A 24,932-nucleotide genomic window follows, 5' to 3' on the forward strand; every position below is an offset into this window, starting at 1 on the left:
CGCGCGTTCACGTACCTCAGGGGAAAACTTATTGTTCTTGCTCATGGCTCCATTCTCTCAAGAAATGAAGCCTCCTCAAAACCCGGTGTGATTCACGTTGTTTGTTTGAGATGCGATTGCCAAGACCATGCCAGGGGGTGTCATTGGCGTAGGCCATGCTTTCTACAAGGTGTGCCATTTGGTTTCCTTTACATATACGCAGCGCACGACAAAGCCGCTACCGGAGAGCAGCGGGCGTAGTTGGTGCGTTGTTTATTTCGAGAGAGGGTTAGCCGTTTGGGCTAAATGGAGTGAGCTATTGCCGGGAAGGTGGGAGGCAATGAATTAGGCAAACTCGGCATCCGGGTCAAAACCAAAACCCGAGCCAAAGGGCTGGCCTCGATTGACGTTACGCATTAATTTCTCTTTAAGAAAGGCCGCAATTGCGCAAATGCCTTCAATTAGCAGTACAAGCAAAAATGACAGAACGGATTGTTTCATGGTGGGTATCCTCGGGAAGGGTTAAGAGATTTACTTTCACCCTTCTTATACCCACTGGGACACTGAATATTGAACTCAGCCTAGGCCATGCCTAGCTATGCCACATTTCCTGCTCTAAAGCCAGTTCCTGTACCAGTTGCGTAATCAGGTAGCGGCGGTGCTCCGTCAGCAAACGCATTTTCTGTATTAATTGACGCTCGTCGTCGCTGAGTGTGGCACTGTCATTTAGTTCGGGCTCCTTGGATACTAGCCGCGTAGCCTGAGGGCGTGCTTCCCCAATTCCGAACCTCAACCACTGGGCAGAAATATTAAGCCAGTCAGCCAGCGTTGCGATCTTATCCACTGTGGGCCGAGATTTACCAGCCAGCCATTTTTGAGCCGCTTGCGGCGTAATGGGCTCGTTCGGATGCCGAAGGTTGAATTGCAAGGCAAGGTCTGCCGCCGTTTCAATCTTCTTGCGGCTGCGTTTCAGGGCTTGTTTTAGCCGTTCTGCAAAGGCAATTTTTTCATCTTGGGTTGACATGCCGAAAGTGTCACCCAGGTGAATCTGTAACGGAGAACCATTCGGTTGTTACGAAATACTAAATGGTTTACTCTTCAGCTCGACCTGTGACCTATTAGCCGGCCACAGAAATAGACATGCGCTATAGCTATCTTCCACAGGAGAACTCAGAATGACCGAGCAAGAGCAGTTTGATGAACGTTTCAATAGCGAATATGAAAAGAAACAACCGAATTATGACGAACATGTAAACATCGCGTTGGTAGGCAAAGTCAGTAGCGGAAAAAGTTCATTCTTAAATGCAATTCTCGGTTGCGATCGTTCAGATCCAGTAGCCAAAGTAAGCCCGGAGTCGGGTGCCACGACAGAACCCACACCGTACAAGCTGGACGAGAATGTGCTTATCGTAGATTGTCCAGGATTAGATGACATCAATGAGAAGAACGTAAAAGAGGCTGAAAACTTCCTCAATTCAATAGATATCGGCATTTTCGTGGTAACAGGCTCGGCTGATAAATCACAAAAAGCCAACTACGATAATTTGGCAAAACACTGCAAAAAAATCATTCTTGTACTCAATAAAATTGACGAATGGGACGACCTTGAGGACTCTGCTCTTGAAGACGTCCAGCGTCAATGGAAGGTGGCGCTTGGAGCCGACAATATTTTTGGCTGCTGCACCAAGGGATACGATCCCCGACTGCGTGCAAACGCGCCAATGGATCTCAGAGGCATTGATAAGATCCGGGATGAAATCTTCCGTTTTTTGGAACAAGAAAAGAAGGCCATATTGTTTGCCAAGCATTTACGAAATAAAAGCGCATATGCAAACAAAATCATACTGGCAGCGCTTGCTGCCGTTGCGGCTGAAGCTTTTATACCAGGTAGCACTGCCTATATTACGGCCACGCAAGTTGTCGCAATTAGTTCCCTGAATTATCTGTACACAGGGGAGATCTTAAGCAAATCGACCGCCTTGGGGTTATTACCTCGATTCGTAGGACAAGCTCTTGGCGCCAACGCATACATATTTGCAAAATCATTTTTGCCGCCTAACGGAGTATTGGATTTAGCTGCTGCCGTTATTGCTGTGACCATAACATTTGCTATGTTGGCTGCCATAAAGTGGGCTTTTGAAAATAACCATGGGTTAAATGACACTGATTTCCTAAAAAAATCCTTCAATGACTTCCGATCCAGGGGTAATCAAGAATTAAAAAACTGTTCCTTGAGTGATTTTACGGATACCGAACGCTTGATGAGTATCTTTACCCGGTTACTTTCAGCAAAATAAAATGAACCCAATCCCTGTCGTTGCTATCCTGGCTTACCGGCTTGCCGAATCCATTTTCGGTGGCAGCAAACTCAAATGGTCAGAGGTTGACGCATGGTGCGTATTCCGATGATTGTGACCACCGATTCCGGTGATCGTGACCAGTCAATCTTTTCAAGCTGTTTTTTCTGATTCCGGTATCGTGACCACCGATTCCGATGATCGTGACCACCGCCGCGACGATGCGGCGGGATCAAGCGCATTGACCTCAACCCTGCGGTAGTGTGTCGGGCTTTTTGGAGCCCACATGCCACCGCCATTACTGAGTATGCGCATGATCAAATCGATCCTTCATCACACGCTGTGCCTGGGCCATTCCCAGCGCCATTGCGCCCAGAGCCTGGGCATCTCCAAGGGCGTCGTGGCCAAATACCTGGCCGCTGCGGCAGGGGCGGGCCTGAACTGGGCGGCTATTGAATCCTTAAGCGAAGTCGCCCTGGAACAACGGCTGTTCCCGGCCCGGACCGGGGCGGCTACCGCCGTCATACCGGACTACGCCGCCATCCACCGCGAACTCTCGCGCAAGGGCGTCACCCTTATGCTGTTGTGGCAGGAATATCAAGCCAATCACCTGGGGCGGCGCACCCTGCAATACAGTCAGTTCTGCGAGCGGTATCGGCAGTACGCCAAGACCCTCAAACGCTCCATGCGTCAGGTGCATCGGGCCGGCGAGAAGCTGTTCGTGGACTTCGCCGGGCCGACGCTGGCGCTGGCTGACGGCACACGTGCCCACCTGTTCGTCTCCGCCATGGGTGCCTCGCACTACACCTATGCCCAGGCGCTGCCCGGGCAGAAGACCGCCGACTGGATCGCCGGCATGACCGGGGCACTGCACTTCATGGGCGGCGTGCCCGAGCTCATCGTGCCCGACAACCCGCGCGCCGTCATTGCGCAGCCTGATCGCTACGAGCCGCGTGTGAACGACACGGTGCTGGACTTCGCACAGCACTACGGCTGCTCCATCCTGCCGGCTCGGCCCTATACGCCTCAAGACAAGGCCAGCGTGGAGTCAGCCGTGCAGATCGTCGAACGCTGGATCCTGGCACGTCTGCGCCATACGCGCCTGGCCAGTCTGGGCGCGGCCAATCAGGCGATCCAGCCTCTGCTCGGGCAGCTCAATGAGCGTGCCTTCCAGAAGCTGCCAGGCAGCCGCGCCAGCGTATTTGCCAGTATCGACGCCCCGGCCTTGCGCCCCTTGCCGGCCAGCCGCTACGCGTATGCCCGCTTCAAGCATGTACGCGTGCATGTGGACTACCACGTGGAGGTGGACGGCCACCGCTACAGCGTGCCCCACGCCCTGGTGGGCAGCGCCCTGGATGCTCGCCTCACGGCCCATATGGTGGAACTGCTGCATCGTGGCAACCGCGTTGCTCTGCATGTGCGCAGTGACAGGCGAGGCGGCTTCACGACGGTCGAGTCCCACATGCCCGCCGCCCACCGGGCGCATCGCCAGTGGACGCCCCAGCGCCTGATCGATTGGGGTCTGTCGATTGGTATGGCTACCGGTGCCCTCATTGAGCAATTGCTGCTGCGCCATAAACACCCCGAGCACGGCTACCGCTCGGCTCTGGGTCTGCTCTCGCTGGCCAAGCGCTACGGCAAAGATCGCCTGGAAGCCGCCTGCTCCATCGCCCTGACGCTGCACGCCTACTACTACCGGGCGGTGCGCGACATCCTGGTGAACGGTCGTGATCGCGTTGAGCAGCCCGCAGGCACCGACTGGCATAGCCCGCAGCACGAGCACCTGCGCGGCGCCCGTTCCTACCACTGATACCTCTGGAGAATCCCCATGCTTCATCAACAAACGATCGCGCAGTTGCGTGAACTGAAACTCCCGGGCATGGCCGCCGCCTTGCAGCGCCAGAGCGAACAGCCCGCCAGCAGCGAGCTGGCCTTCGAGCAGCGTCTGGCCCTACTGGTGCAACAGGAGTGCGACCACCGCCATGAACGTCGCTGCACGAGGCTGTTGCAGCAGGCCCGCCTGAAGTATCCCCTGGCGGCCATCGAGGACTTCGATACCCGGCCCGGACGCGGCATCGAGCGCAGCCGCTACACCAGCCTGGCGCTGAGCGACTGGGCCACCGCCGGACACACCGTCATCCTCACCGGCGCCACCGGCTGCGGCAAGACCTGGATGGCCTGCGCCCTGGCGCAATACGCCTGCCGTCAGGGCCACAGCACCCGCTATCTGCGTGTACCCCGTTTGGCTGAAGAACTGCGCACCCTGCGGGCCGCCGGCTCCTACACCAAGTGGCTGGCTCAACTGGCCAAGACCCAGGTCGTGGTGCTGGACGACTGGGGCCTGGTTGGCCTGGATGCCCTGACGCGCGAGGCGCTGATGGAAATCCTGGACGACCGCGCCGGTACCCGCGCCACCCTGGTGACCAGCCAGTTGCCGGTGGAGCACTGGCATGCCTGGATAGGCGACCCAGCAATGGCCGACGCCATGCTTGACCGGATGTTGCAGCAGGCCCACCGCATCGTGCTCAAAGGCGAGTCGTTGCGCACGCCCGAGCGGCCCGGCGGTGGCTTGCCGGCCACCTGATCGGACGCATCATCTGCCTGCTTCGTGGCCCCGGTTCCGGGGCCGAAAACCCCTTCACGTACAATCAAATCCGCGCTTGATCCCGCCGACCGCCGACAAGGTGGTCACGATCATCGGAATCGGTGGTCACGATACCGGACTGCCTGGTCACGAAGCCGGAATCAATGGTCACGATCGACCGGAATACCCACATGGATCAAGCAACATGCAAATCGCAGCAACTATGGGCGTGGGTATGCGGAAAATCGACTGTCATCGCAAATGGCATCGAATGGCTTTATTGAACTGCGGAAGGAGGAAATAAGGGGCGGCTCCATAAAGGTGACCGCATCCTTATATGCCAACCCTCGCGCTTTGCAGCCAGCCGTCTCGCATAGCTGGGTGGCGAATAAGCTCGATAGTCAGCTTGAAAAACAGTTCGGTAAAGATTTACGTGTCCGTATAAATATTTAATTTTCACGAGGCAAAAACATGGCCATCATCTTAGCCTTCATAGCGTTTCTGATCGTGATTTTTGCGATTATTGCCGCAGGTTTTACGATTGCGCTTTTCATTGCTGTTGCGGGTGTTAGTGTCTTGGCGTTTGGCGTGGGCGGTGGCGTTGCTATGCTCATCTCCGGCAACAACGACACTATTGCGCCTGTCGGGTTTCTGGCTGTGGCTTTGTTCTGGATCGTTTGGACGTACCGCAACAATAAAAAAATTGATGATGACCGATCAAAATAATTGCGGACACAAATAGCCATAGCCCAATGGCAAAAAATCATAGGAAATTAGATTATTTTCTTTATTTTTCAATTGCTTGCTTATTGTCGAACTAAAATAAGTTTATCAGGCAGTTGACATGAAAATATCAAGCATTTGCCTGGCGCTTAACAAACAAAGGAGCCAGCGCCATGTTTTTTCCCCTAACACAAAACCACGTAAGAACAGCAGTAGACCGACTCGGTGGGCCAACAAAGGCTGCACATGCTGCGGCAGTATCTAATGCCACGATTCATTCGTGGATCAAAAGGCACGACATTCATAACATCGACAAGGCCAAGCTTATGGCAAAGCTGTCGGGTATGGATTTAGGCCAACTTAGGAGGTCGTCGTTATGACCGAAAAAAGTCGGAGTGACGACTGTCACGCTGCGATCAACCTGGCTCTTAAAAACTATTTGGGTGAGGCTTATGTCGAGCCAGCAAGGAAGACTATAAAGTCCGGCGACTATCGAAAGATAGGGCGATTACAAATTGACCAGGGTGTCATTGCTCTGGTGCAGGCGTGCAAGCTATCAGGAGGCTCGGTGGCGGACATGGATTTATATAAGCTTGTCCGGATCTACCTGTGGGATAAAGATGCTCGTGCTGCGATGAATCGGATAGTTGAAGCGAAAGACTTGATCTAGTTATTGCTTCGCTATGGCTCTGGAAGGGAAGAGGGCCAAGTTATCCAAGCTTATGCTGTTTCATCCAAGAAAATCCAAGGCCGTGGTCCAAGACCAGCCTGATTTTTTTGTGGGATGAAATGAGGGGTGATGTACCATGACTTCTAGTTATTTGATTAAAAATCAATCGTTTACGTAAGTCTAATGGCGGACAGGGTGAGATTCGAACTCACGGTACGCCTAAACGTACACTGGATTTCGAGTCCAGCGCATTCGACCACTCTGCCACCTGTCCTTGTCTTCTAGGTCGATTTCTTAAGAAGACCGCTATTCTACCAAGGAAATTTGTGTTTTGCATAATCGGGTGCGCAAGCGCCCTTGAACGGGGCGCCGCTCGTCAATAATGGCGGGTCTGGTTTATCCTTGACATGTTGGCCATGGCGGCGTTCACTGCTTTGGCGCGCTAGTGCAACTTACTTGGGAACATCGATATGCTAAATGGGAAACGGGCGGTCATTACAGGTTCAACCAGCGGTATTGGCATGGGCATTGCCCGCGAGCTGGCGGCCAACGGCGCGCAAGTCGTCATCAACGGATTCGGCGATGCGGCCGCGATCGAGAAAGAGCGGGTCAATATCGAGCTGGAATTCGACGTCAAAGCGCATTACATCAATGCCGACCTGACCAACGCCCAGGCCACGCGCGACTTCATCGAGCAGGCGGTGCAGGCCATGGGCGGCATTGACATTCTGGTCAACAACGCCGGCATCCAGCATACCGACCTCATCGAAGACTTTCCCATCGACCGTTGGGACATGATCATTGCCCTGAATCTTTCGGCCGTTTTCCATGGCACGGCGGCGGCGCTGCCCCATATGAAAAAGCAAGGCTGGGGCCGCATCATCAATATAGCGTCTGCGCATGGCCTGGTGGCATCGCCTTTCAAGTCCGCCTATGTGGCAGCCAAACATGGGGTAGTGGGCCTGACCAAGGTTACCGCACTGGAAAACGCCGGCAACGGCGTCACGGCCAATGCCATCTGCCCGGGCTGGGTCCGTACGCCGCTGGTCGAAAAGCAAATACAGGCCATGGCGGCCGAGCATAAAATCAGCCTCGACGAGGCGGCCAAGATGCTCTTGGGCGAAAAGCAGCCTTCGCTGCAGTTCGTCACGCCCAAGCAGTTGGGCGGCGCGGCGGTGTTTCTGGCCTCCGAGGCGGCCGACCAGATGACTGGCACTTCCATGTCGATAGACGGCGGCTGGACTGCCTGCTGATTAATCGTTCTCACGGCACAAGCCGGGGCCGATGGCCGCCCCGGCCGGTTTATGGCCGGTTGCTTGGTTGCAGCCGGCTCTTTCATGAAAGGATAGGTAATGCTGTTGTTATTGTCTCCGGCAAAAAAGCTGGACTACGACACCCCGGTGCGATCGACGCTGCACACGCAGCCCCTGTTTGTTGAACAGGCCGAAGGCCTGATCAAGGTGCTCAAGAAAAAATCCGCGACCGAAGTGGCGCAGTTGATGAAACTTAGCGATGCGCTGGCAAAACTGAATGTGGACCGTTATGCGGGCTGGGTGCCGCGCTTTGACCAGACCAACTCGCGCCAGGCTATCCTGGCGTTCAATGGCGACGTCTACGAAGGCCTGGACGCCCCAAGCCTGTCCGACAAGCAGCTTGGCTGGGCGCAAGAGCATGTGGCCTTGCTTAGCGGCCTGTACGGCGTGCTGCGTCCGCTGGACCTTATGCAGCCTTACCGCCTGGAGATGGGTACGCGCCTGGCCACCAAGAAAGGCAAGAATTTATACGAATACTGGGGTAGCGGCATTGCCGACTACCTGAACGAGCGGATCGACGAAGGCAAGCATTCAGTAGTGCTGAACCTGGCTTCCGAAGAGTATTTCAAGGCTGTGGACCTTAAAGTATTGAAAGCGCCTGTCGTGCAATGCGTATTCCAGGAATATAAAAACGGAGCCTGGAAGATCATAAGCTTCTACGCCAAGCGCGCGCGGGGTTTGATGGCGCGTTACGTCATCGAGCATAAGGTCGGCCGTGTGTCGGCCTTGCATGCATTCGATTCAGAGGGCTATGTCTACGCCCCCGAAGCCTCCACTCAGAACAAGCTGGTGTTTCGGCGCAAGCAGGCCTGACGCCAGGACACTAGGCCTGGCCGGCGGCTTTGCGCGGTTTTATGCGGCCCAGCGTGGGCAACGGCTGGGCGGGCTCCAGTCCGCGCATTTCCTGGCGTATAAGCTGCGCCGCCTTGACCATTTGCCGCACGGGGTAGGCCAGGGCCGCCAGGTCGCCCTCGGTTTCAATGGATGCGGGCGCTTCGGCGTTTTTGTCTTGCAGCAGCGCGTCTATGGCGTCCAGCGACTCTTGTATGCCTTGCGGCACGGCCGGCAGCGCCGCAAGCAGCGGTATGGCGGCGCTGATCTGGGACGACATGATATGGAACTGAATAAGCAAGTGGTTCAGTTCGGGCACATGCCGCTGGCGCCGTACCGGTTCGGCCATCATCCGGTAGAACGCAGCGGCATAGTTGCCGAAGGCAATGTAGCTGTTCTTGCGCGCCAGGCGCCAGGCGACATCGGCTTCTTGTTGGTCGGCGCGCAGCTGTTCCAGTTCAGCCTGGGACATACCCCCGGCATTGAGCACCTTGCGGCTCAGTTCCGCGTAGTGCAGCCCCGATGCAAGATAACGATGGTTGGCATTGCGGGCGGCGCGAGCCAGCGACTGCATGAAGTTGTACTCCCACCAGGGCAGGATATAACTGCACAACAATGCCAGCACGCAGCCGATAATGGTATCGATCAGCCGTTCGCCAATGACGAAGTTCGAGCCGGGCGACATGAAATGAAAAACCAGCAGAATATAAAGCGTGGTGAAGACGGCGGCGGCCATATAGTGCACCTGCAGCAGGCTGTAGCCCAGGATGCAGGCAACGACCAGCACGGCGAAATAAACGTCCAGGCTGGAGGTGATGTTGAACAGCAACAGTGCCAGTACGCAGCCCAGGAAAGTGCCGGCAAGGCGCAGGCCGTTGCGTTGGCGCGTCAGCGCATAGCCCGGCTTGAGCACGATGATGATGGTCAGGATGATCCAGTAGCCGTGCGTTCCCGCATGGGCGCTGCTGTTCTGCGGCGGCAGGAAATGATAAAACACGGCGGAAGCCGCCAGCGCCATGACGCTGGCGATGGCCACCCGCGTGGCATAGCGAAAATACGGCGAGTCCAGTCGCAGGTTGCTGGTGATCATGCCAAGGCGCAATTCGCTGCGCGAAAGGAAGCGGTTCAAGGCCTTTTCCAGCCGCAAATCGACCAGCGCCGAGGCGTCTGCCTTGCGGGTATGGTCGGCCATGCGCGCGACAATATGCGCGCAGTTGCGCAGGCGGCGCAAGACCTGCACAAGCAGGGCGTAGACTTCTGGCTCGTTCTGCGCCAGGCCGTTCTTGCGGTATTGCTCCAGCTCATATTCAATGGCGCGTAGCTCGGCCTTGGTGCTGTTGCGCTCGGTGGTCCTTTGGTTGCGCGAAGTATTCAGCGCTATCTTCGCGATATTGTCCGACAACTTGAACAAGGCGTCGCGGGCGAAGATCAGCACATCGCTGTCCGGCAGGTTGCGGCGCAGCGTGGCGTAGTCGGTATGGGTGGCCACCAGAGAGTCCAGCAAACTGACCATGTCGATGAATATATTCAGCGTCGTGTAGCGCCGCCGATCGGACCTGTGGCGTCCGGTGGGCAGCTCGCGCAGTATGACGTTGCGCGCGGCCTGGTGCTTTTCTGTCATGTCCGACTGAGTCAGTATCAATTCGCGATAGCAGGCTTCCAGGTCGGTGTTGACGTCGTAGAAGCGGGCGCGGGCGGCAAGGTAGTCGGCCGTGGCGAACAATGCAACGGAAAGCGCCTGTTGCTCGCCCCGATACCAGAACAGCCGGTGGGCCAGAAAGCTGTACGCGAAATAGAAAAGGCTACCCAGGAATGAGTACGAGGCATACAGCAAGACCTCGTGCGGCGCCATGGGCGTGCGCAAGGTCAGCGTCATGATCAGCAGGCAGGCGAACGCCAGCAAGCCGCCTTGTTTGCCATAGACGGTAAGCATCGAAAATAGAAAGCACAAGGCAGGAACGATCAGCCAGATCAGCACGATATGGGTCGTGGCCAGCCCGGTTACCGCGGCAATAAGCGTACCCAGCAGCATGGCGCCCAGCATGGTGTTTATGCTGTAGCGCCGTGGGCCGCCCGGCTGGTCGATGACGGCCACGCACGCGGCGCCGATTGAGGCCACCATGCCCGGTCCGTATAGCTGGAACAGGCTGATGAGGACGACGGCGGGCAGTAGAACCCCGATGCCCTGCCGCAGGCCGCCGAAAAAATAGTGGCTATAGAAAAAACGCTGTAGTTGCGGAAGGTGTGAGGCCATGAACGCCGACGCTTGCTGAGACAGCGTCAAGTATAGACGCATGCGATTTGATTCTGATGGTGCAACGCAGTAAAATATTGGCTTGATCGGCCGGATTATCCACGGCCCGTCTTTTCAGGTGTCGTTTTTCGGGTTATCCACCCGCTTTTTGTGCCTTTATTTTACTTGCCGCAGGCCGCGCCACAAGCGTGTGATGCCGCGGCGTCCGTTTCTACCTCCCGCGCTCACGAAGAGCGCATGTACTTCGTTTCGACGAGTGCGTGCCGGGGTAGCAAGGTGTCTGGGTAGAGCGGTTCCGTGAACCGCGAAACGCCAGGTCATGTTGCTGCTGTTGGTACAGCTCGGGCCCGCAACGGCCAGTCGGAATGTTCGTACAGGTTACGAAAGGAATACAACATGGAACTCAATGGCGCCGATATCGTCGTGCGTTGTCTGGCCGAGCAGGGCGTTGACCACGTTTTTGGTTACCCCGGTGGCGCGGTCCTCTACATCTACGACGCCATATACAAACAAGACAGTTTTCAGCACATCCTGGTTCGCCACGAACAAGCGGCTGTGCATGCGGCCGACGCGTATTCGCGCTCGTCCGACAAAATAGGCGTTGCGCTGGTTACCAGCGGCCCCGGCCTGACCAATGCCGTAACCGGCATTGCCACCGCTTATATGGATTCCATCCCCATGGTAATCATCAGCGGACAAGTGCCCAGCACAGCCATAGGCGAAGACGCTTTCCAGGAATGCGACGCGGTCGGCATTACACGGCCTTGCGTCAAGCACAACTTCCTGGTGCGCGATGTCAAGGACCTGGCCGAAACCATGCGCCGCGCCTTCTATATCGCCAAAACTGGCCGTCCCGGCCCTGTGCTGGTCGACATCCCCAAGGACATTACCCTTGCCACCTGCAAATATACGCCGCCGCGCGGCGAGGTGAGCATGCGTTCGTATGCGCCGGTAGTCAAGGGGCATGCCGGCCAAATCAAAAAAGCCGTGCAAATGCTGCTGGCTGCCGAACGCCCCATGATTTACGCGGGCGGCGGCGTCGTGCTTTCCGATGCATCGGCCGAATTGCGCCAATTGGTCGAGCTCACCGGCGCTCCTTGCACCACCACCCTGATGGGCCTGGGCGGTTTTCCGGCAAGCGACCCACGCTTCGTGGGCATGCCCGGCATGCACGGCACCTACGAAGCCAACCTGTCCATGCAGAACTGCGACGTCCTGATTGCCGTTGGCTCGCGCTTCGACGATCGGGTTATTGGCAATCCCAAGCATTTTGCACAGAACCAGCGCAAGATCATTCATATCGACATTGACCCCTCGTCCATCTCCAAGCGCGTGCGCGTTGATGTGCCTATCGTCGGCAATGTCAAGGATGTGCTGCTGGACCTCAACGAGCTATATGCCCAGGCGCTGGCCGAGACGCCGGCAGCCCCAGGCCGGCTGGCCAAGTGGTGGCAGCAGGTCGACACCTGGCGCGCCAAGAAATGCCTGGCATACGAAGGCTCCGATACCCTGATCAAACCCCAGTTTGTGGTCGAAAAGCTTTGGGAAGTCACGGGCGGCAACGCCTTCGTGACGTCCGACGTGGGCCAGCATCAAATGTGGGCAGCGCAGTATTACCGTTTCGACGAACCGCGCCGCTGGATCAATTCCGGCGGCCTGGGCACGATGGGCGTGGGCCTTCCGTATGCCATGGGCGTACTGAAGGCCAATCCCGAAGCCGATGTGGCTGTCATTACGGGCGAAGCATCCATCCAGATGAATATCCAGGAACTCTCCACCTGCAAGCAATACCATCTGAATCCCAAGCTCCTGTGCCTGAACAACCGGTATCTGGGCATGGTGCGCCAATGGCAGCAGATCGACTACGGTTCGCGTTATTCGGAATCCTATGTCGATGCCTTGCCCGACTTTGTGAAACTGGTCGAAAGCTACGGCCATGTGGGCCTGCAAATCACCAAGCCGGCCGATGTCGAGCCCGCCATCCGCGAAGCCTTCGTCAAGCATAAAGATCGCCTGGTATTTCTGGACTTCATCACCGACCAGACCGAAAACGTCTGGCCGATGGTGAAGGCAGGCAAGGGCCTGACCGAAATGCTGCTTGGCGCTGAAGACCTTTAAGAGGCGGAGCAATGACTATGAAACACGTAATTTCCGTCCTTCTTGAAAACGCACCTGGCGCTCTTTCGCGCGTTGTGGGCCTGTTCTCGGCGCGCGGGTACAACATCGAAACGCTGACGGTGGCGCCCACCGAAGACCCGACTCTGTCGCGCATGACTGTCGTCACCGAAGGTTCGGACGACGTCATCGAGCAGATCACCAAGCACCTGAACCGCCTTATCGATGTCGTCAAGGTCGTCGACTTGTCCGAAGGCCCGCATATCGAGCGCGAGCTCATGATGATCAAAGTGCGGGCTGTCGGCAAAGAGCGCGACGAAATGAAACGCATGGCCGATATTTTCCGTGGCCGCATCATCGACGTCACCGACAAGGTCTACACCATCGAGCTTACCGGTAATCAGGATAAAATCGAAGCCTTCATCGGGGCTCTGGATCGCAGTGCCATTCTTGAAACCGTTCGTACCGGGGTTTCAGGAATAGGCCGTGGTGAACGCGTTTTGAAGTTGTAATTACAATTCGGGGTCTTGCGGCGGTTTGCAGGCCGGATATCCCACCTATAAATCAGAGGCCGGCGTTGCGCCGGTTCTTTTTAAAATATTGATTAGTATTGGAGCTTTATAAATGAAAGTTTTCTACGACAAAGATTGTGATCTCTCGTTGATCAAGGGCAAGACCGTTGCCATTATCGGTTACGGTTCGCAAGGCCACGCGCATGCATTGAACCTGCATGAGTCCGGCGTGAACGTCGTGGTGGGCCTGCGCAAAGGCGGCGCCTCCTGGAGCAAGGCTGAAAACGCCGGCCTGAAGGTCCAGGAAGTCGACGCGGCCGTCAAGAGCGCCGATCTGGTCATGATGCTTCTGCCGGACGAAAACATCGCTGAAGTCTACCGCAACCACGTCGACGCCAACCTCAAGGCCGGCGCTGCTTTGGCATTCGCCCATGGCTTCAATGTCCACTACGGCCAGGTCAAGCCGCGTGCCGACGTTGACGTCATCATGATCGCTCCCAAGGCTCCAGGCCACACCGTGCGCGGCACCTACCGCCAGGGTGGTGGCGTGCCGCACCTGGTCGCCGTCCACCAGGACGTCAGCGGCAAGGCGCGCGACCTGGCGCTGTCCTACGCCATGGCCAACGGCGGCGGCCGTGCCGGCATCATCGAAACCAATTTCCGCGAAGAAACCGAAACCGACTTGTTCGGCGAACAGGCCGTCTTGTGCGGCGGTGCGGTTGAACTGATCAAGGCAGGTTTCGAAACCCTGACGGAAGCCGGCTACGCGCCTGAAATGGCCTACTTCGAGTGCTTGCACGAACTGAAGCTTATCGTCGACCTGATCTACGAAGGCGGCATCGCCAACATGAACTACTCCATTTCCAATAACGCGGAATATGGCGAGTACGTCACCGGCCCACGTATCGTCACCGACGAAACCAAAAAGGTCATGCGCCAGGTTCTTACCGACATCCAGACCGGCGAATACGCCAAGAACTTCATCCTGGAAAACGCCGCCGGCGCACCCAGCCTGACTTCGCAGCGCCGCATCAACGCCGAATCGCAAATCGAAGTCGTCGGCAACAAGCTGCGCGCAATGATGCCCTGGATCGCCGCCAACAAACTGGTCGATCAGGCCAAGAACTAAGAAAGCAATACCTGGCAAGCCGCTTTGGCGGCTTGCTTGCAGTGCTTCGAAGACGCCCGCAAGGGCGTTTTGCACAAATGCAGTGCCTATTTGGGTTATTCTTCGTCTTACGATGAATAAACCTTCCTACCCCCACCCTCTCATTGCACGCGAAGGCTGGCCATTCCTGGCCGGCATAGTGCTGATTTCCATATTGGTCAGCTTCTGGTCCGGCTGGGCCTCGATCCCATTCTGGCTGCTGTCCCTGTTCGTATTGCAGTTCTTCCGCGATCCGGCGCGTATCGCGCCCGACGGCGAACTGAACGTACTTAGTCCAGCCGATGGACGTATTGTCACGGTCGAAGAAGTGCACGATGTCTACGCCGACCGCGCAGCGCTTAAAATCAGTGTGTTCATGAATGTATTCAACGTGCATTCGAATCGTTCGCCGGTAAAAGGGCAGGTGCAGTCCATCGAATATTTCCCCGGAAAATTCTTTAATGCGGCACTGGACAAGGCCTCGCTCGAGAACGAACGCAACGCCATGGTGCTGCATACCCCGCAGGGTCATGTCGTCACGGCAGTGCAGGTGGCCGGCCTGGTGGCCAAACGCATTCTTTGCTATGCCAAGCCCGCCGAACATCTATACGCCGGGCAGCGCTACGGCTTTATTCGTTTCGGCTCCAGGGTCGACGTGTATCTTCCTCTTGGCTCACGCCCGCGCGTGGCCATTGGCGACAAGGTCAGCGCAACCAGTACGGTGCTGGCCGAACTACCGGCGCCAATCGACGTACCCAATTGAAGCGGAGTCCGCGCATGCCTAATTTTCATCTGGACGAAAACAAGCGCCGCCGTGGCATTTATCTACTGCCCAATGCTTTCACCACGGCCAATCTGTTTGCGGGGTTTTATGCCGTAGTGCAGGCCATGAATGGCCGTTTCGAAGTAGCCGCCATTGCAATTTTCCTGGCCATGGTGTTCGACGGCATGGACGGCCGCGTTGCCCGCCTTACCAATACGCAGTCGGCTTTTGGCGAACAATACGATTCTTTGGCGGACATGACGTCGTTCGGAATCGCGCCGGCGCTGGTGATGTACGAATGGTCGCTTCAAGGGCTTGGCCGCTGGGGCTGGCTGGCCGCCTTTATTTACGTGGTGGGCGCCGCGTTGCGCCTGGCCCGCTTCAATGCCAATATCGGCATTGTCGATAAACGTTATTTCCAAGGCCTGCCCAGTCCTGCCGCGGCCGCCTTGGTTGCGGGGTTTGTCTGGCTGGCGGTCGACAATAAATTCCGCCTGCAAGACGGTACCATTGCATGGGTGGCGTTCACGCTTACGGTCTATGCGGGCGTGTGCATGGTTTCCAATGCATCGTTCTATAGCGGCAAAAGCTTCGCCCTGGGTCGCAGCGTGCCTTTCTGGGTAATGCTGGTCCTGGTCGGCGTGTTTGTGTTTGTCTCCAGCGACCCCCCGTTGGTGCTTTTCGGTTTGTTCGTGGTGTATGGGCTTTCAGGCTGGGCAGTCATGGCCTGGCGCTGGCGCCGAGCGCGCCAGCTAAGCCGCATGCGCCAGGAAAGCGCCGCCGACTATAGCGCTGAAGCGCCTCATTTTTCGCATACCTTTACCGACACGGCCAATAAAACCGACGCCAATGACCCCAAAGTGGGCGGCTTCGACAAGACTCCGCCGCACTAGTTGTTAGGGCGCGGGGCCAAAAGGCGTATCGGCCCTGTGCGCGGCTATGCCAGCCCGGCCTGTCACAAGGCCTTGCAAGGCCTTGCAAGGCACGGTTGCCCGCTTGCCGGTGGGGCCCTAAAACCACAGGGGCCGTTCTTCGTACATGGGGTCGGGGCCGGGATGGTGGCGGGTTACGTGCGAGCCGTCCTGGCCGAAATACACATACATCAACGAATTCCACACGCCATCCTGGCGATAGCGGTAGCTCCAGACTATTTGTATTTCGGACGGCAGGCCCACGCCGTCCTTTTCGGCGGGCGGGCCGAATTCGCACAAGACCTGCTGCGGCGCCCATGTGCCCTGGCTTAGCACTTTGAAATGCTGGTCGGTCAGTACGGGCACGATTTGGTCGGTGCGGCCACCTGCGTCGACATTCGTGCCCCAGGCGTATTGGCCCAAGGGCTGCATGCTCCAGATCATGCGCTGGCCGCCGTTGGGCAGGGGGCAGGCTATGGTCGGCTGGCCGAATTGGGCAACAACCTGGCTGACGGGAGTGCCTGGGGGTGTTTTGGCCATATTGGCGCAGGCGCCCAACAAGGCCAGGGTAATGACGCCCAGTCCGGTACGTATGCTGCGTTGCGTTGCGGTCTTCATGCTGGCCCCGTTCGGTTGCGGTACAAAGGGTGTTTGAAACCCCGGATAACAAATTTTAGCCAATCCGTTATAATGCGAAAGCTTATTGTGCACCCGGCCAAAAAATCAGTCCTGTAACAAAAATGCGTATGGCAAATACGGCGGCTGGTTTCAAGGCGGCAAGCACCTTAAGTAAAATTGTATTGTCATTATTTCACGCCAGGGCACCTCAGCGCTGGCGCATGTTTACGAGGCTTAAAAATCATGTCTGTTGCTGACATCAAAAAATCCGATATCGTTGCACAATTTCAACGTGCGCAAGGCGACACCGGTTCCCCCGAAGTACAAGTGGCGCTGCTTACAGCACGCATCAACGAACTGACCGGCCACTTCAAGGCTCACATGAAGGACCACCACTCGCGCCGCGGTTTGCTGCGCATGGTTAGCCGTCGCCGCAAGTTGCTCGATTACCTGAAGGGCCGCAATCCCGATTCTTACCGCGCACTGATCGAAAAGCTCGGTCTGCGTAAGTGATATCCGGGGCTGGCTCCCCATTATGTACAACCGTGCACACTGCGAAGAATGATCGCGGTGTACACGGTTTTTTTATTGTAAGGATAGTCCGTAATGTTTAATAAAGTGACCAAATCGTTTCAGTACGGTCAGCATACGGTAGTGCTCGAAACCGGCGAGATTGCTCGCCAGGCTTCCGGCGCTGTGCTGGTGTCGATTGACGACACAGTTGTGTTGGCTACCGTTGTGGCGGCCAAAAAGGCCAAGCCGGGCCAGGATTTCTTTCCCCTGACCGTCGATTACGTAGAAAAAACCTATGCTGCGGGCCGTATCCCGGGTGGGTTCTTCAAGCGCGAAGGCAAGCCATCCGAAAAAGAAACTCTTACCTCCCGTCTTATCGACCGTCCGTTGCGTCCTCTGTTCCCCGAGGGCTTCTATAACGACGTTCAAGTCATCATTCATACCGTTTCGGTCAACCCCGAAGTCGACCCCGACATCGCCGCCATGATCGGCGCGTCGGCTGCCTTGGCCATTTCCGGCATTCCATTCGACGGCCCGATCGGCGCCGCCCGCGTGGGCTTTGTCGACGGCCAGTACATCGTCAACCCGACAACCGCACAACTGCAGCAGTCCAAGCTTAACCTGGTCGTGGCCGGTACTGAAGCGGCTGTGCTGATGGTCGAGTCCGAAGCCAAGCAATTGTCCGAAGAAGTCATGCTGGGTGGCGTAGTGTTCGGTCACGAGCAAATGCAGGTTGTCATCAACGCCATTCATGATCTGGTTGCCGAAGCTGGCAAGCCCGAGTGGGATTGGAAGCCCGCAGCCAAGAACGTAGCGCTTATTACGGCCATTACCTCGGCTGCCCAGGAAAAACTGCAGGCCGTATATCAGATCCGCGAAAAGCAGGAACGCACGACCAAGCTGCGTGAAGCCTATGCACAGGTCAAGGAAGCGCTGCTGGCGCATGCTGAAGCCAAGGGTGATGCCGCTCCCGATAGCGTCGAAGTTGAAAACATTTTGTTCGACATCGAAGCCAAAATCGTGCGCAGCCAAATCCTTAACGGCGAGCCCCGTATCGACGGCCGCGACACGCGCACCGTACGTCCCATCAGCGTTCGCCTGGGCGTCTTGCCCCGCGCACACGGCAGCGCCCTGTTTACACGCGGCGAAACCCAGGCCCTGGTTGTGGCCACACTGGGTACCCGTCAAGACGAACAGATCATCGATTCCATCATGGGCGAGTCGCGCGACCGCTTCATGATGCACTACAACATGCCTCCGTTCGCCACCGGCGAAACAGGCCGCTTCGGTGTGCCAAAGCGCCGCGAAATTGGCCACGGCCGTCTGGCCAAGCGTGCGCTTATCGCACTGCTGCCCGATGCACAAGACTTCCAATACACCATTCGCGTGGTGTCGGAAATTACTGAATCCAACGGCTCCTCGTCGATGGCTTCGGTGTGCGGCGGCTCTTTGGCCATGATGGATGCCGGCGTTCCCATCAAAGATCACGTGGCTGGTGTGGCCATGGGCCTTATCAAGGACGGCGGCAAGTTCGCGGTTCTTACCGACATTCTGGGCGACGAAGATCACCTGGGCGATATGGACTTCAAGGTGGCCGGCACCGTGCAAGGCATTACCGCCTTGCAAATGGACATCAAGATCCAGGGCATCACCAAGGAAATCATGCAGGTTGCGCTGGCTCAGGCCCGCGAAGGCCGCCTGCATATACTTGGCAAAATGCGCGACGCCCTCGACGGTTCGCGCACCGAGCTGTCCGAATTCGCTCCGCGCATGCTTACCGTCAAGATCAATCCTGAAAAGATTCGTGACGTCATCGGCAAGGGCGGCGCCACCATCCGTGCGCTGACCGAAGAAACCGGCACGCAGATCGACATCGGCGACGATGGCACCATCACCATCGCCAGCGCCGATCTGGACCGTGCACGCGATGCCGAACGCCGCATCAAGGAATTGACTGCCGACGTGGAAGTAGGCCAGGAATACGAAGGCCCCGTGCTTCGTTTGCTGGACTTTGGCGCCATCGTCCAGGTTCTGCCTGGCCGCGACGGCTTGCTGCATATTTCCGAAATCGCCAACTACCGCATCAACAACATCAACGATGTCTTGAAGGTCGGCCAGGTTGTGCGCATCAAGGTTATCGAAGCCGACGACAAAGGCCGTCTGCGCCTGTCCATGAAAGCCATCGGCGGCATCGAAGCCCAGGGTGGTCCCACCGGGCCCGTTGCTGCAACATCGGATGCGCCTGCTGAATAAGCACGATAGCAGCCAGCGCTTGCCGGGGTATTTCCGGTTGGCGCCGGCCTGAAGTGTAAAAAACCGGACTTGATCCGGTTTTTTTTGGCAACCGCCCCGGCGTCCGACGAAAAAGGCCGATGGTGGCATCCGCAATTTCTACGGCGGTAGTACGTTAGCCTTGACTAGGCGTGAATTAGGCCCACGTCGAGCTTAGGACGCTGGTTTGTATTCCATAAACACAGAAACAAAATGGCGCATTTGGTGATTGTAGGTACGATTTTCTCGTGATTCTGGTTGTCGTGTCCGTTGTCTTGCGCAATTTCGGACAGCGTTATGGCTGGGTAACGATCTTGATTATTGCGCTGGGACCGTTGTTGTGGCCTGTTTTCCGGTTGTTGCTTGGCTCATAGATTGCTCAATGCGGCTTGAACTTGTGAAATCAGCCACTGTTGTGCACTACCGGTTTTATGACGATTGTCCCAATGCATCCGCACTTCGAACTCTGGAACCTTGATGGGAAGAGGCAGGGATTTCAAGGGCTCATATGTTTCGAACAAGGACGCAACGCGCGACGGCAGAACGACAATCAGGTCTGTGCACGAGATGAGCTTGGGTAGAACGCTGTAATGAGGCACCTGCAAAGGTGTATGTTGTAGTACCCCCATTTTGCGTAACGTTTCTTCGACCTGTTTATGGCCCGAGAATTGCGCCGATACGAATGCATGCCGCGAACGTTTGAATGACCGCGCGGTCATTGGGCCAGTAATGGTCGAATGTGATTTGCTCATTAAGCAAACATAGTGTTCCGAGAACAAAACGGTACTGTGGCTAATGTTATTTATCGCTGGCAGATTGCCTACGATAGCGTCCACTTTGCCCGATTCCAACCATTCCGGAAGGCCTTCCGCAGTTATGGGAATTATTTCCAATTCGATATTGGGTGCGTATTGCTGTAGCCGCGTGAATAGCGGAGGCAAAAATATCATCGCGCCGATATCGGACATGGCAATCCTAAACCGCCTACTTGTTGTTTCAGGAATAAAGTGGCGTGTTTTTTCAACGGTATCGTCAATTTGAATCAGGGCACGGCTGAAGCGTTCGTAGCACTGCTGCGCAATTAGTGTGGGTGCCATGCCGGATTTGCTACGAGTGAATAACTGATCATTCAGGGCGTTACGCAGCTTAGCCAATCCGTAGCTTATTGTTGGTTGTGTGACGAATAGCCGTTCAGCGGCTGCGCTTACACTTTTCGTTTCATATATGGCTATGAATATCCGCAACAGGGCCAGATCGATCGGGTGGTGCATAAGCGCATTCCTGTTTATTTAAAAATTCTATATTTATTAATTAGATTATCGATTGTACTAATAAAATATCGGCTGATAGTATCTGTTCAATTGTTCAGTCAGCCCTTGGATGCCGGGTGTTGAACGATGCAAAAGCAGACTTCTAATTGATAAGTTGGTGGAGACATAATGAATTTTCATATGCATGGGTTGTGCATGATGGATTGCGTACGTGTAAAGCTGCTTGACGGGGCAGCCCGACAATGACTGATAAGGCTGTAGTAGAGGTTGAAACCGTTCGTCGAGCACCTCGGTTGGAGGATCGGTACAACATAGAGTCGGGCCGGGTTTTCCTTAGTGGGATACAGGCACTTATTCGGCTGCCACTTGAGCAGATGCGCCATGATCGGCACGCGGGAGTGCGTAGCCGAGCTTTTATTACGGGTTTCCCTGGTTCTCCCCTGGGAGGGTACGACATAGCTTTGGGCCAGGCCGGCGCCATGCTGAAGCAGCACGGTGTTATTCACCTACCAGGTCAAAATGAAGAGTTGGCGGCTACTACCCTGATGGGTACGCAAATGATCGATGAACATCCGCATCCAGATGTTGATGGGGTGGTGGCTTACTGGTATGGCAAAGGCCCTGGCCTGGATCGTGCCGGTGATGCCTTGAAACATGGGAATTTTGCTGGCACGAGCACTCATGGCGCCGTCGTTATTCTTAGCGGCGAAGACCATGAAGCTAAAAGTTCCACAGTTCCCTATCAGCAGGAATTTGCCTTTGAACATCATGGAATTCCAGTTTTATATCCGTCGTCGGTTTCCGAATTTATCGAATTTGGTTTACATGCGGCAGCCATGTCGCGTTATAGCGGATGCTGGGTAGCGCTAAAGCTTGTTGCCCCTTTGTGCGATGGCGGCGAGGTGGTGCAGTTTTCGCCCGATCAGCATCGTGTCAGGATTCCGGATTTGGATATAGATGGGAAGCCTTTTGCAAAGGTCGCGAATTTTACGTTTTTCCCTGGCCTGAATATTGAGACGGAGCGTCAGCTATATATCGAGCGGCATGCTGCGGTACAAGCTTATGCGCGCGAAAATCGGTTGAACCGTATAAGTATTCAGAGCGACCACGACAGTATCGGGATAGTAAGCGCGGGTAAAACCTACTCTGATACGAGACAGGCTTTAAGGGACATGGGTTTTGGCGATGAAGAATTGCGTGGTGCCGGAATTCGCCTTGCCAAGATAGGCTTGTTGTGTCCGCTTGATATGGGTTTTATTCGAGAGTTTGCTACAGGTTTGTCCACCGTTATTGTCATCGAGGAAAAACGTGATTTTCTGGAGCGTCAAATTGGCCATGCATTGTGTTCCGTAGGATCGCCCAAACTCGTTGGTAAGTATGATGTGCATGGCAAAAATCTTTTCCCGGTTGAAGGGGGCCTTAACAGCGATTTGATCGCGACCCTGTTGGGTAGAGCTCTTGAGGCGATTCGGCCTCTCCCAACTTTAGGTAATTTGCGTTTGGCGGAATTGCGCGAGATAGCTGCGCGCAATTATGGCGTTCAACCTCGACGAACTTTAAATTACTGTTCTGGCTGTCCTCACAACGTGTCTACCAAACTTGCCCCAGGACAAATTGCATGGGGTGCTCCCGGTTGCCACATTTTTGCCGCTGTGATGGACACGCCGGACAAACGTATTGAAGCTGTCACCCAATTGGGAGGCGAGGGCCTGCCTTGGATTGGTCTTTCGCCGTTTACGACGCGCAAGCACATAGTGCAGAATATCGGCGATGGCTCGTTGATGCATTCAAGCTACCAGAATATTCGGTTTGCTGTGACTGCGGGGGTGAATATTACCTTCAAGATTCTGTTTAACGGGGTGATTGCCAACACAGGGGGCCAAACTTCCATCGGTGCACCGTCGCTCGTTAATCTGATTTCTCATTTGGCTCTTGAAGGGCTCGCCAAAATAGTACTTATTGCCAAGGAACCGCAACGTTACAAGGGCATAACGTTGCCATCCATCGTGTCGCTCCGGCCATCCGATAGGCTTGAGGCGTCAATGATGGAGCTTGCCGGGGTTGTTGGAACAACGGTGCTTATTTACGATGGAGAGTGTGCGAATGAACGCCGGCGCCGTCAAAAGCGAGGTAAAGCTCCAGCCCCCACGCGATTTACTGTGGTCAACGAAGACGTTTGTGAAAATTGTGGCGACTGTGGCCGAAAAGCCAATTGCATGTCGCTGCAAAAAGTCGATACCGAATTCGGAGCAAAAACTCAAATACATCAGTCGTCATGCAATCAAGATCAAGCTTGCATCAACGGCGAATGTCCTTCATTTGTTACCGTGGAAGTGCCGGCGGGTACGAACATACGCAAACCCACACCTCCTGCATTTGACGATGTGTTTTTGCCCAATCCAGTGCTTCCGTCCTTGTCGCGCCCTTACAGTATTTATATTCCAGGCTTGGGGGGCACAGGGGTTATCACGGCGAATGCCATCTTGGCACAAGCGGCCTTTCTCGACGGCAATGAAGCTAAGAGCTATGACCAGACCGGGGCAGCTCAAAAATGGGGGGCCGTGCTTTCCAGTCTGATTGTTTCTACTGGAGCAAACCCGCCTCTCACGAATCGAGTCGGCCTGGGCAAGGCTAACCTTTATCTGGCTCTGGATTTATTGGCAGCAGTTGATAAACACAACCTTGACTGCTGTTCCTCAAGTCATACAAGGGCGGTTATTAACGCCGGGCTCCTGCCCAGTGGCGAAATGATACGAAATCCACATCTTGCTATGCCCGGCGCCAATATGATCAGTACGATTCGCGCGGCAACGGATTCTGGTCATACCGTGGTTGTAGATGCGCGGAAAATTGCCGAAGGCTTATTTGGCGATTACATGATGGCGAATATGGTAATGATTGGCGCCGCTTATCAGGCAGGGCTGCTTCCTATTACGGCAGAAAGCATTGAAGATGCCATACGTCTGAATGGCACTCAAGCTCAGGCCAATATTTTAGCGTTTCGCGCGGGGCGGCTGGCCCACCATGCCCCAGCCGAAATATCAAAAAGAATGATAGCGCCGTTTCGGGCTTTGGCGGATAGGACGGTAGAGCGCAAAGCACGGTACCCACGCGGAGATGTCCGTGTCAATGAGCTTGTATCGTCATTGTTGCCGGCCGAATTGGCGCTTGACAGCAACTTGACGTCATTGATTCATACCCGAACCGCCGATCTGATTGATTATCAAAATGTGGCCTATGCCAAGCGTTACTTAAAAATTATTGCAGACGTTGCCGGTGCGGAAAAATCGGCCTTGGGCTTGGGAAGTGGACTATCCGTTACCGATGCAGTTGCCCGCAACCTGCACAAATTGATGGCATACAAAGACGAGTATGAGGTGGCTCGATTGTTGCTTATGTCCACGTTTTCTAAACGGGTGCAGGAAATGTTTACAGGATCCGTCCGGATGGTTTTCAATTTGCAGCCCCCCTTTTTGCGTTGGTTCGGCCTGAACGGAAAAGTAGGCATGGGCCCCTGGATACGTCCATTGCTGAAGATACTGTCGGCTATGAAGTTTGTGCGTGGCACTGCCTTTGACCCATTTGGCTACCTGCAGGTGCGTCGCCAGGAGCAAGAATTGATCCGTTGGTATAACGGGCTAATCCAAACTGCGATGGGGCGGTTGACCTTGGGAAATCAAAGCATAGTACTTGAATTGCTTTCATTGCCAGAACAAATTCGTGGCTATGAATCCGTTAAGGCGAAGGCGATTAAGGAAACGAAAGAGAAAGCGGCTGATTTGGTCGTGCAATTGGGAGGAGGCGGTACGAATCGACAGATTCGGTCACTGAAACGAAACTCTATAGCCTGATTGAAAAGGAGTTTACGTTTGCGGTAGGGGTCTACTGTCCAACTAAAGAAATTCCTGATTTTTTATAAAACCTGGAGACAATATGAAAATTTTAAATTTGATTCGTTCTGGATGTGCCAGCGTAGTACTACTAGCCGGCCTGTACCCGGCAATGCCATCGATGGCTGCGGAGCCCATACGGATTGGTTCTGTGCTGTCAACAACTGGCCCAGCCGAGCCTATCCGGAATTTTGTGGGTGAGGCATATTATGCGAGGTAAACAGCATGGATGTGCCAATGAAGAAGAAACGTACGATTGCGGCCCAAGCC

Annotated in this window: 20 protein-coding genes and 1 tRNA gene; 15 read left to right on the forward strand and 6 right to left on the reverse strand. The window is 55.4% G+C overall.

The features are described from left to right. Positions 1-324: 324 nt before the first annotated feature. Complete coding sequence (locus tag DFR37_RS23100; RefSeq protein WP_170139992.1) at positions 325-480, reverse strand: hypothetical protein; 156 nt, start codon at positions 478-480, stop codon at positions 325-327. A gap of 91 nt (positions 481-571) precedes the next feature. Continuing rightward, the gene (locus DFR37_RS21915; protein ID WP_113935286.1) at positions 572-1,003 is read right to left on the reverse strand and encodes a transcriptional regulator; all 432 of its coding nucleotides are present in this window, start codon (positions 1,001-1,003) and stop codon (positions 572-574) included. A gap of 151 nt (positions 1,004-1,154) precedes the next feature. On the opposite strand from DFR37_RS21915, the gene DFR37_RS21920 reads away from it, so the two are divergent. The 5 genes from DFR37_RS21920 (at position 1,155) to DFR37_RS21945 (ending at position 6,253) form a co-directional block, all read left to right on the forward strand. Next, positions 1,155-2,276, forward strand: a complete 1,122-nt coding sequence (locus tag DFR37_RS21920) for a GTPase (protein ID WP_113935287.1) — start codon at positions 1,155-1,157, stop codon at positions 2,274-2,276. 286 nt (positions 2,277-2,562) lie between these two features. Continuing rightward, a complete protein-coding gene (gene istA / locus DFR37_RS21925) occupies positions 2,563-4,086 on the forward strand; it encodes an IS21 family transposase (protein ID WP_113935288.1) in 1,524 nt (507 codons plus the stop codon). Positions 4,087-4,104: 18 nt separating this feature from the next. Next, complete coding sequence (istB, locus tag DFR37_RS21930) at positions 4,105-4,860, forward strand: IS21-like element helper ATPase IstB (RefSeq protein ID WP_113935289.1); 756 nt, start codon at positions 4,105-4,107, stop codon at positions 4,858-4,860. A 471-nt stretch (positions 4,861-5,331) separates the two neighbouring features. Next, on the forward strand, positions 5,332-5,586 hold the full coding sequence (locus tag DFR37_RS21935) for a hypothetical protein (RefSeq protein ID WP_113935290.1): 255 nt from the start codon (positions 5,332-5,334) through the stop codon (positions 5,584-5,586). A gap of 373 nt (positions 5,587-5,959) precedes the next feature. Then, positions 5,960-6,253, forward strand: coding sequence for a hypothetical protein (locus DFR37_RS21945; protein ID WP_113935292.1), 294 nt, complete (start codon positions 5,960-5,962; stop codon positions 6,251-6,253). A gap of 184 nt (positions 6,254-6,437) precedes the next feature. Here DFR37_RS21945 and DFR37_RS21950 read toward each other — a convergent pair. Next, positions 6,438-6,527 (reverse strand) — tRNA-Ser (locus DFR37_RS21950). Positions 6,528-6,723: 196 nt separating this feature from the next. Between DFR37_RS21950 and DFR37_RS21955 the strand changes: the two genes are divergently transcribed. Both DFR37_RS21955 and yaaA read left to right on the forward strand, forming a co-directional pair. Then, positions 6,724-7,506 (forward strand): 3-hydroxybutyrate dehydrogenase, encoded by a 783-nt coding sequence (locus tag DFR37_RS21955; protein ID WP_113935293.1) that lies wholly within the window; start codon positions 6,724-6,726, stop codon positions 7,504-7,506. 99 nt (positions 7,507-7,605) lie between these two features. Next, on the forward strand, positions 7,606-8,379 hold the full coding sequence (yaaA, locus tag DFR37_RS21960; RefSeq protein WP_113935294.1) for a peroxide stress protein YaaA: 774 nt from the start codon (positions 7,606-7,608) through the stop codon (positions 8,377-8,379). 10 nt (positions 8,380-8,389) lie between these two features. Here the strand turns inward: yaaA and DFR37_RS21965 are convergent, their stop codons facing one another. Further along, positions 8,390-10,651 carry an FUSC family protein gene (locus DFR37_RS21965; protein ID WP_113935304.1) on the reverse strand — a complete coding sequence of 754 codons (2,262 nt, stop codon included), beginning with the start codon at positions 10,649-10,651 and terminating at the stop codon, positions 8,390-8,392. 396 nt (positions 10,652-11,047) lie between these two features. Between DFR37_RS21965 and DFR37_RS21970 the strand changes: the two genes are divergently transcribed. The 5 genes from DFR37_RS21970 to pssA all read left to right on the forward strand — a co-directional run bounded on the left by DFR37_RS21970 (position 11,048) and on the right by pssA (position 16,081). Then, positions 11,048-12,769 carry an acetolactate synthase 3 catalytic subunit gene (locus tag DFR37_RS21970; RefSeq protein WP_113935295.1) on the forward strand — a complete coding sequence of 574 codons (1,722 nt, stop codon included), beginning with the start codon at positions 11,048-11,050 and terminating at the stop codon, positions 12,767-12,769. Positions 12,770-12,786: 17 nt separating this feature from the next. Then, entirely contained in the window at positions 12,787-13,278 is a 492-nt protein-coding gene (gene ilvN, locus DFR37_RS21975; protein ID WP_113935305.1) for an acetolactate synthase small subunit, read from the forward strand. 112 nt (positions 13,279-13,390) lie between these two features. Continuing rightward, the gene (ilvC, locus tag DFR37_RS21980) at positions 13,391-14,407 is read left to right on the forward strand and encodes a ketol-acid reductoisomerase (RefSeq protein ID WP_113935296.1); all 1,017 of its coding nucleotides are present in this window, start codon (positions 13,391-13,393) and stop codon (positions 14,405-14,407) included. Between the two features lie 112 nt (positions 14,408-14,519). Further along, positions 14,520-15,188: a phosphatidylserine decarboxylase gene (locus DFR37_RS21985; protein ID WP_113935297.1), complete on the forward strand. Its 669-nt coding sequence runs from the start codon at positions 14,520-14,522 to the stop codon at positions 15,186-15,188. Positions 15,189-15,202: 14 nt separating this feature from the next. Then, positions 15,203-16,081, forward strand: coding sequence for a CDP-diacylglycerol--serine O-phosphatidyltransferase (gene pssA, locus DFR37_RS21990; RefSeq protein WP_113935298.1), 879 nt, complete (start codon positions 15,203-15,205; stop codon positions 16,079-16,081). 117 nt (positions 16,082-16,198) lie between these two features. On the opposite strand, the gene DFR37_RS21995 is transcribed toward pssA, so the two are convergent. Next, positions 16,199-16,717 (reverse strand): hypothetical protein, encoded by a 519-nt coding sequence (locus tag DFR37_RS21995; RefSeq protein WP_113935299.1) that lies wholly within the window; start codon positions 16,715-16,717, stop codon positions 16,199-16,201. A gap of 243 nt (positions 16,718-16,960) precedes the next feature. Here DFR37_RS21995 and rpsO point away from each other — a divergent pair, with 243 nt between their 5' ends. Together rpsO and pnp are read left to right on the forward strand one after the other, a co-directional pair. Continuing rightward, a complete protein-coding gene (gene rpsO, locus DFR37_RS22000; RefSeq protein WP_113935300.1) occupies positions 16,961-17,230 on the forward strand; it encodes a 30S ribosomal protein S15 in 270 nt (89 codons plus the stop codon). 93 nt (positions 17,231-17,323) lie between these two features. Further along, complete coding sequence (pnp, locus tag DFR37_RS22005; protein WP_113935301.1) at positions 17,324-19,483, forward strand: polyribonucleotide nucleotidyltransferase; 2,160 nt, start codon at positions 17,324-17,326, stop codon at positions 19,481-19,483. 386 nt (positions 19,484-19,869) lie between these two features. On the opposite strand, the gene DFR37_RS22010 is transcribed toward pnp, so the two are convergent. Further along, on the reverse strand, positions 19,870-20,772 hold the full coding sequence (locus tag DFR37_RS22010; protein ID WP_113935302.1) for a LysR family transcriptional regulator: 903 nt from the start codon (positions 20,770-20,772) through the stop codon (positions 19,870-19,872). A gap of 242 nt (positions 20,773-21,014) precedes the next feature. Between DFR37_RS22010 and DFR37_RS22015 the strand changes: the two genes are divergently transcribed. Then, positions 21,015-24,623: an indolepyruvate ferredoxin oxidoreductase family protein gene (locus tag DFR37_RS22015; RefSeq protein ID WP_113935303.1), complete on the forward strand. Its 3,609-nt coding sequence runs from the start codon at positions 21,015-21,017 to the stop codon at positions 24,621-24,623. Positions 24,624-24,932: the final 309 nt, after the last annotated feature.

It is taken from the genome of Eoetvoesiella caeni, from assembly GCF_003315175.1.
GTDB classification, from domain to species: Bacteria; Pseudomonadota; Gammaproteobacteria; order Burkholderiales; family Burkholderiaceae_B; genus Eoetvoesia; species Eoetvoesia caeni.

Excerpts from the sequence above, each read along its gene's own strand:
- DFR37_RS22010 (WP_113935302.1), bottom strand. The coding sequence starts at position 20,772 with ATGCACCACCCGATCGATCTGGCCCTGTTGCGGATATTCATAGCCATA.
- DFR37_RS21970 (WP_113935295.1), top strand. The coding sequence starts at position 11,048 with ATGGAACTCAATGGCGCCGATATCGTCGTGCGTTGTCTGGCCGAGCAG.
- yaaA (WP_113935294.1), top strand. The coding sequence starts at position 7,606 with ATGCTGTTGTTATTGTCTCCGGCAAAAAAGCTGGACTACGACACCCCG.
- DFR37_RS21920 (WP_113935287.1), top strand. The coding sequence starts at position 1,155 with ATGACCGAGCAAGAGCAGTTTGATGAACGTTTCAATAGCGAATATGAA.
- istB (WP_113935289.1), top strand. The coding sequence starts at position 4,105 with ATGCTTCATCAACAAACGATCGCGCAGTTGCGTGAACTGAAACTCCCG.
- DFR37_RS21965 (WP_113935304.1), bottom strand. The coding sequence starts at position 10,651 with ATGGCCTCACACCTTCCGCAACTACAGCGTTTTTTCTATAGCCACTAT.
- pnp (WP_113935301.1), top strand. The coding sequence starts at position 17,324 with ATGTTTAATAAAGTGACCAAATCGTTTCAGTACGGTCAGCATACGGTA.
- DFR37_RS22015 (WP_113935303.1), top strand. The coding sequence starts at position 21,015 with ATGACTGATAAGGCTGTAGTAGAGGTTGAAACCGTTCGTCGAGCACCT.
- ilvC (WP_113935296.1), top strand. The coding sequence starts at position 13,391 with ATGAAAGTTTTCTACGACAAAGATTGTGATCTCTCGTTGATCAAGGGC.
- DFR37_RS21955 (WP_113935293.1), top strand. The coding sequence starts at position 6,724 with ATGCTAAATGGGAAACGGGCGGTCATTACAGGTTCAACCAGCGGTATT.
- DFR37_RS21995 (WP_113935299.1), bottom strand. The coding sequence starts at position 16,717 with ATGAAGACCGCAACGCAACGCAGCATACGTACCGGACTGGGCGTCATT.
- DFR37_RS23100 (WP_170139992.1), bottom strand. The coding sequence starts at position 480 with ATGAAACAATCCGTTCTGTCATTTTTGCTTGTACTGCTAATTGAAGGC.
- DFR37_RS21915 (WP_113935286.1), bottom strand. The coding sequence starts at position 1,003 with ATGTCAACCCAAGATGAAAAAATTGCCTTTGCAGAACGGCTAAAACAA.
- DFR37_RS21935 (WP_113935290.1), top strand. The coding sequence starts at position 5,332 with ATGGCCATCATCTTAGCCTTCATAGCGTTTCTGATCGTGATTTTTGCG.
- DFR37_RS21985 (WP_113935297.1), top strand. The coding sequence starts at position 14,520 with ATGAATAAACCTTCCTACCCCCACCCTCTCATTGCACGCGAAGGCTGG.
- istA (WP_113935288.1), top strand. The coding sequence starts at position 2,563 with ATGCCACCGCCATTACTGAGTATGCGCATGATCAAATCGATCCTTCAT.
- ilvN (WP_113935305.1), top strand. The coding sequence starts at position 12,787 with ATGAAACACGTAATTTCCGTCCTTCTTGAAAACGCACCTGGCGCTCTT.
- DFR37_RS21945 (WP_113935292.1), top strand. The coding sequence starts at position 5,960 with ATGACCGAAAAAAGTCGGAGTGACGACTGTCACGCTGCGATCAACCTG.
- pssA (WP_113935298.1), top strand. The coding sequence starts at position 15,203 with ATGCCTAATTTTCATCTGGACGAAAACAAGCGCCGCCGTGGCATTTAT.
- rpsO (WP_113935300.1), top strand. The coding sequence starts at position 16,961 with ATGTCTGTTGCTGACATCAAAAAATCCGATATCGTTGCACAATTTCAA.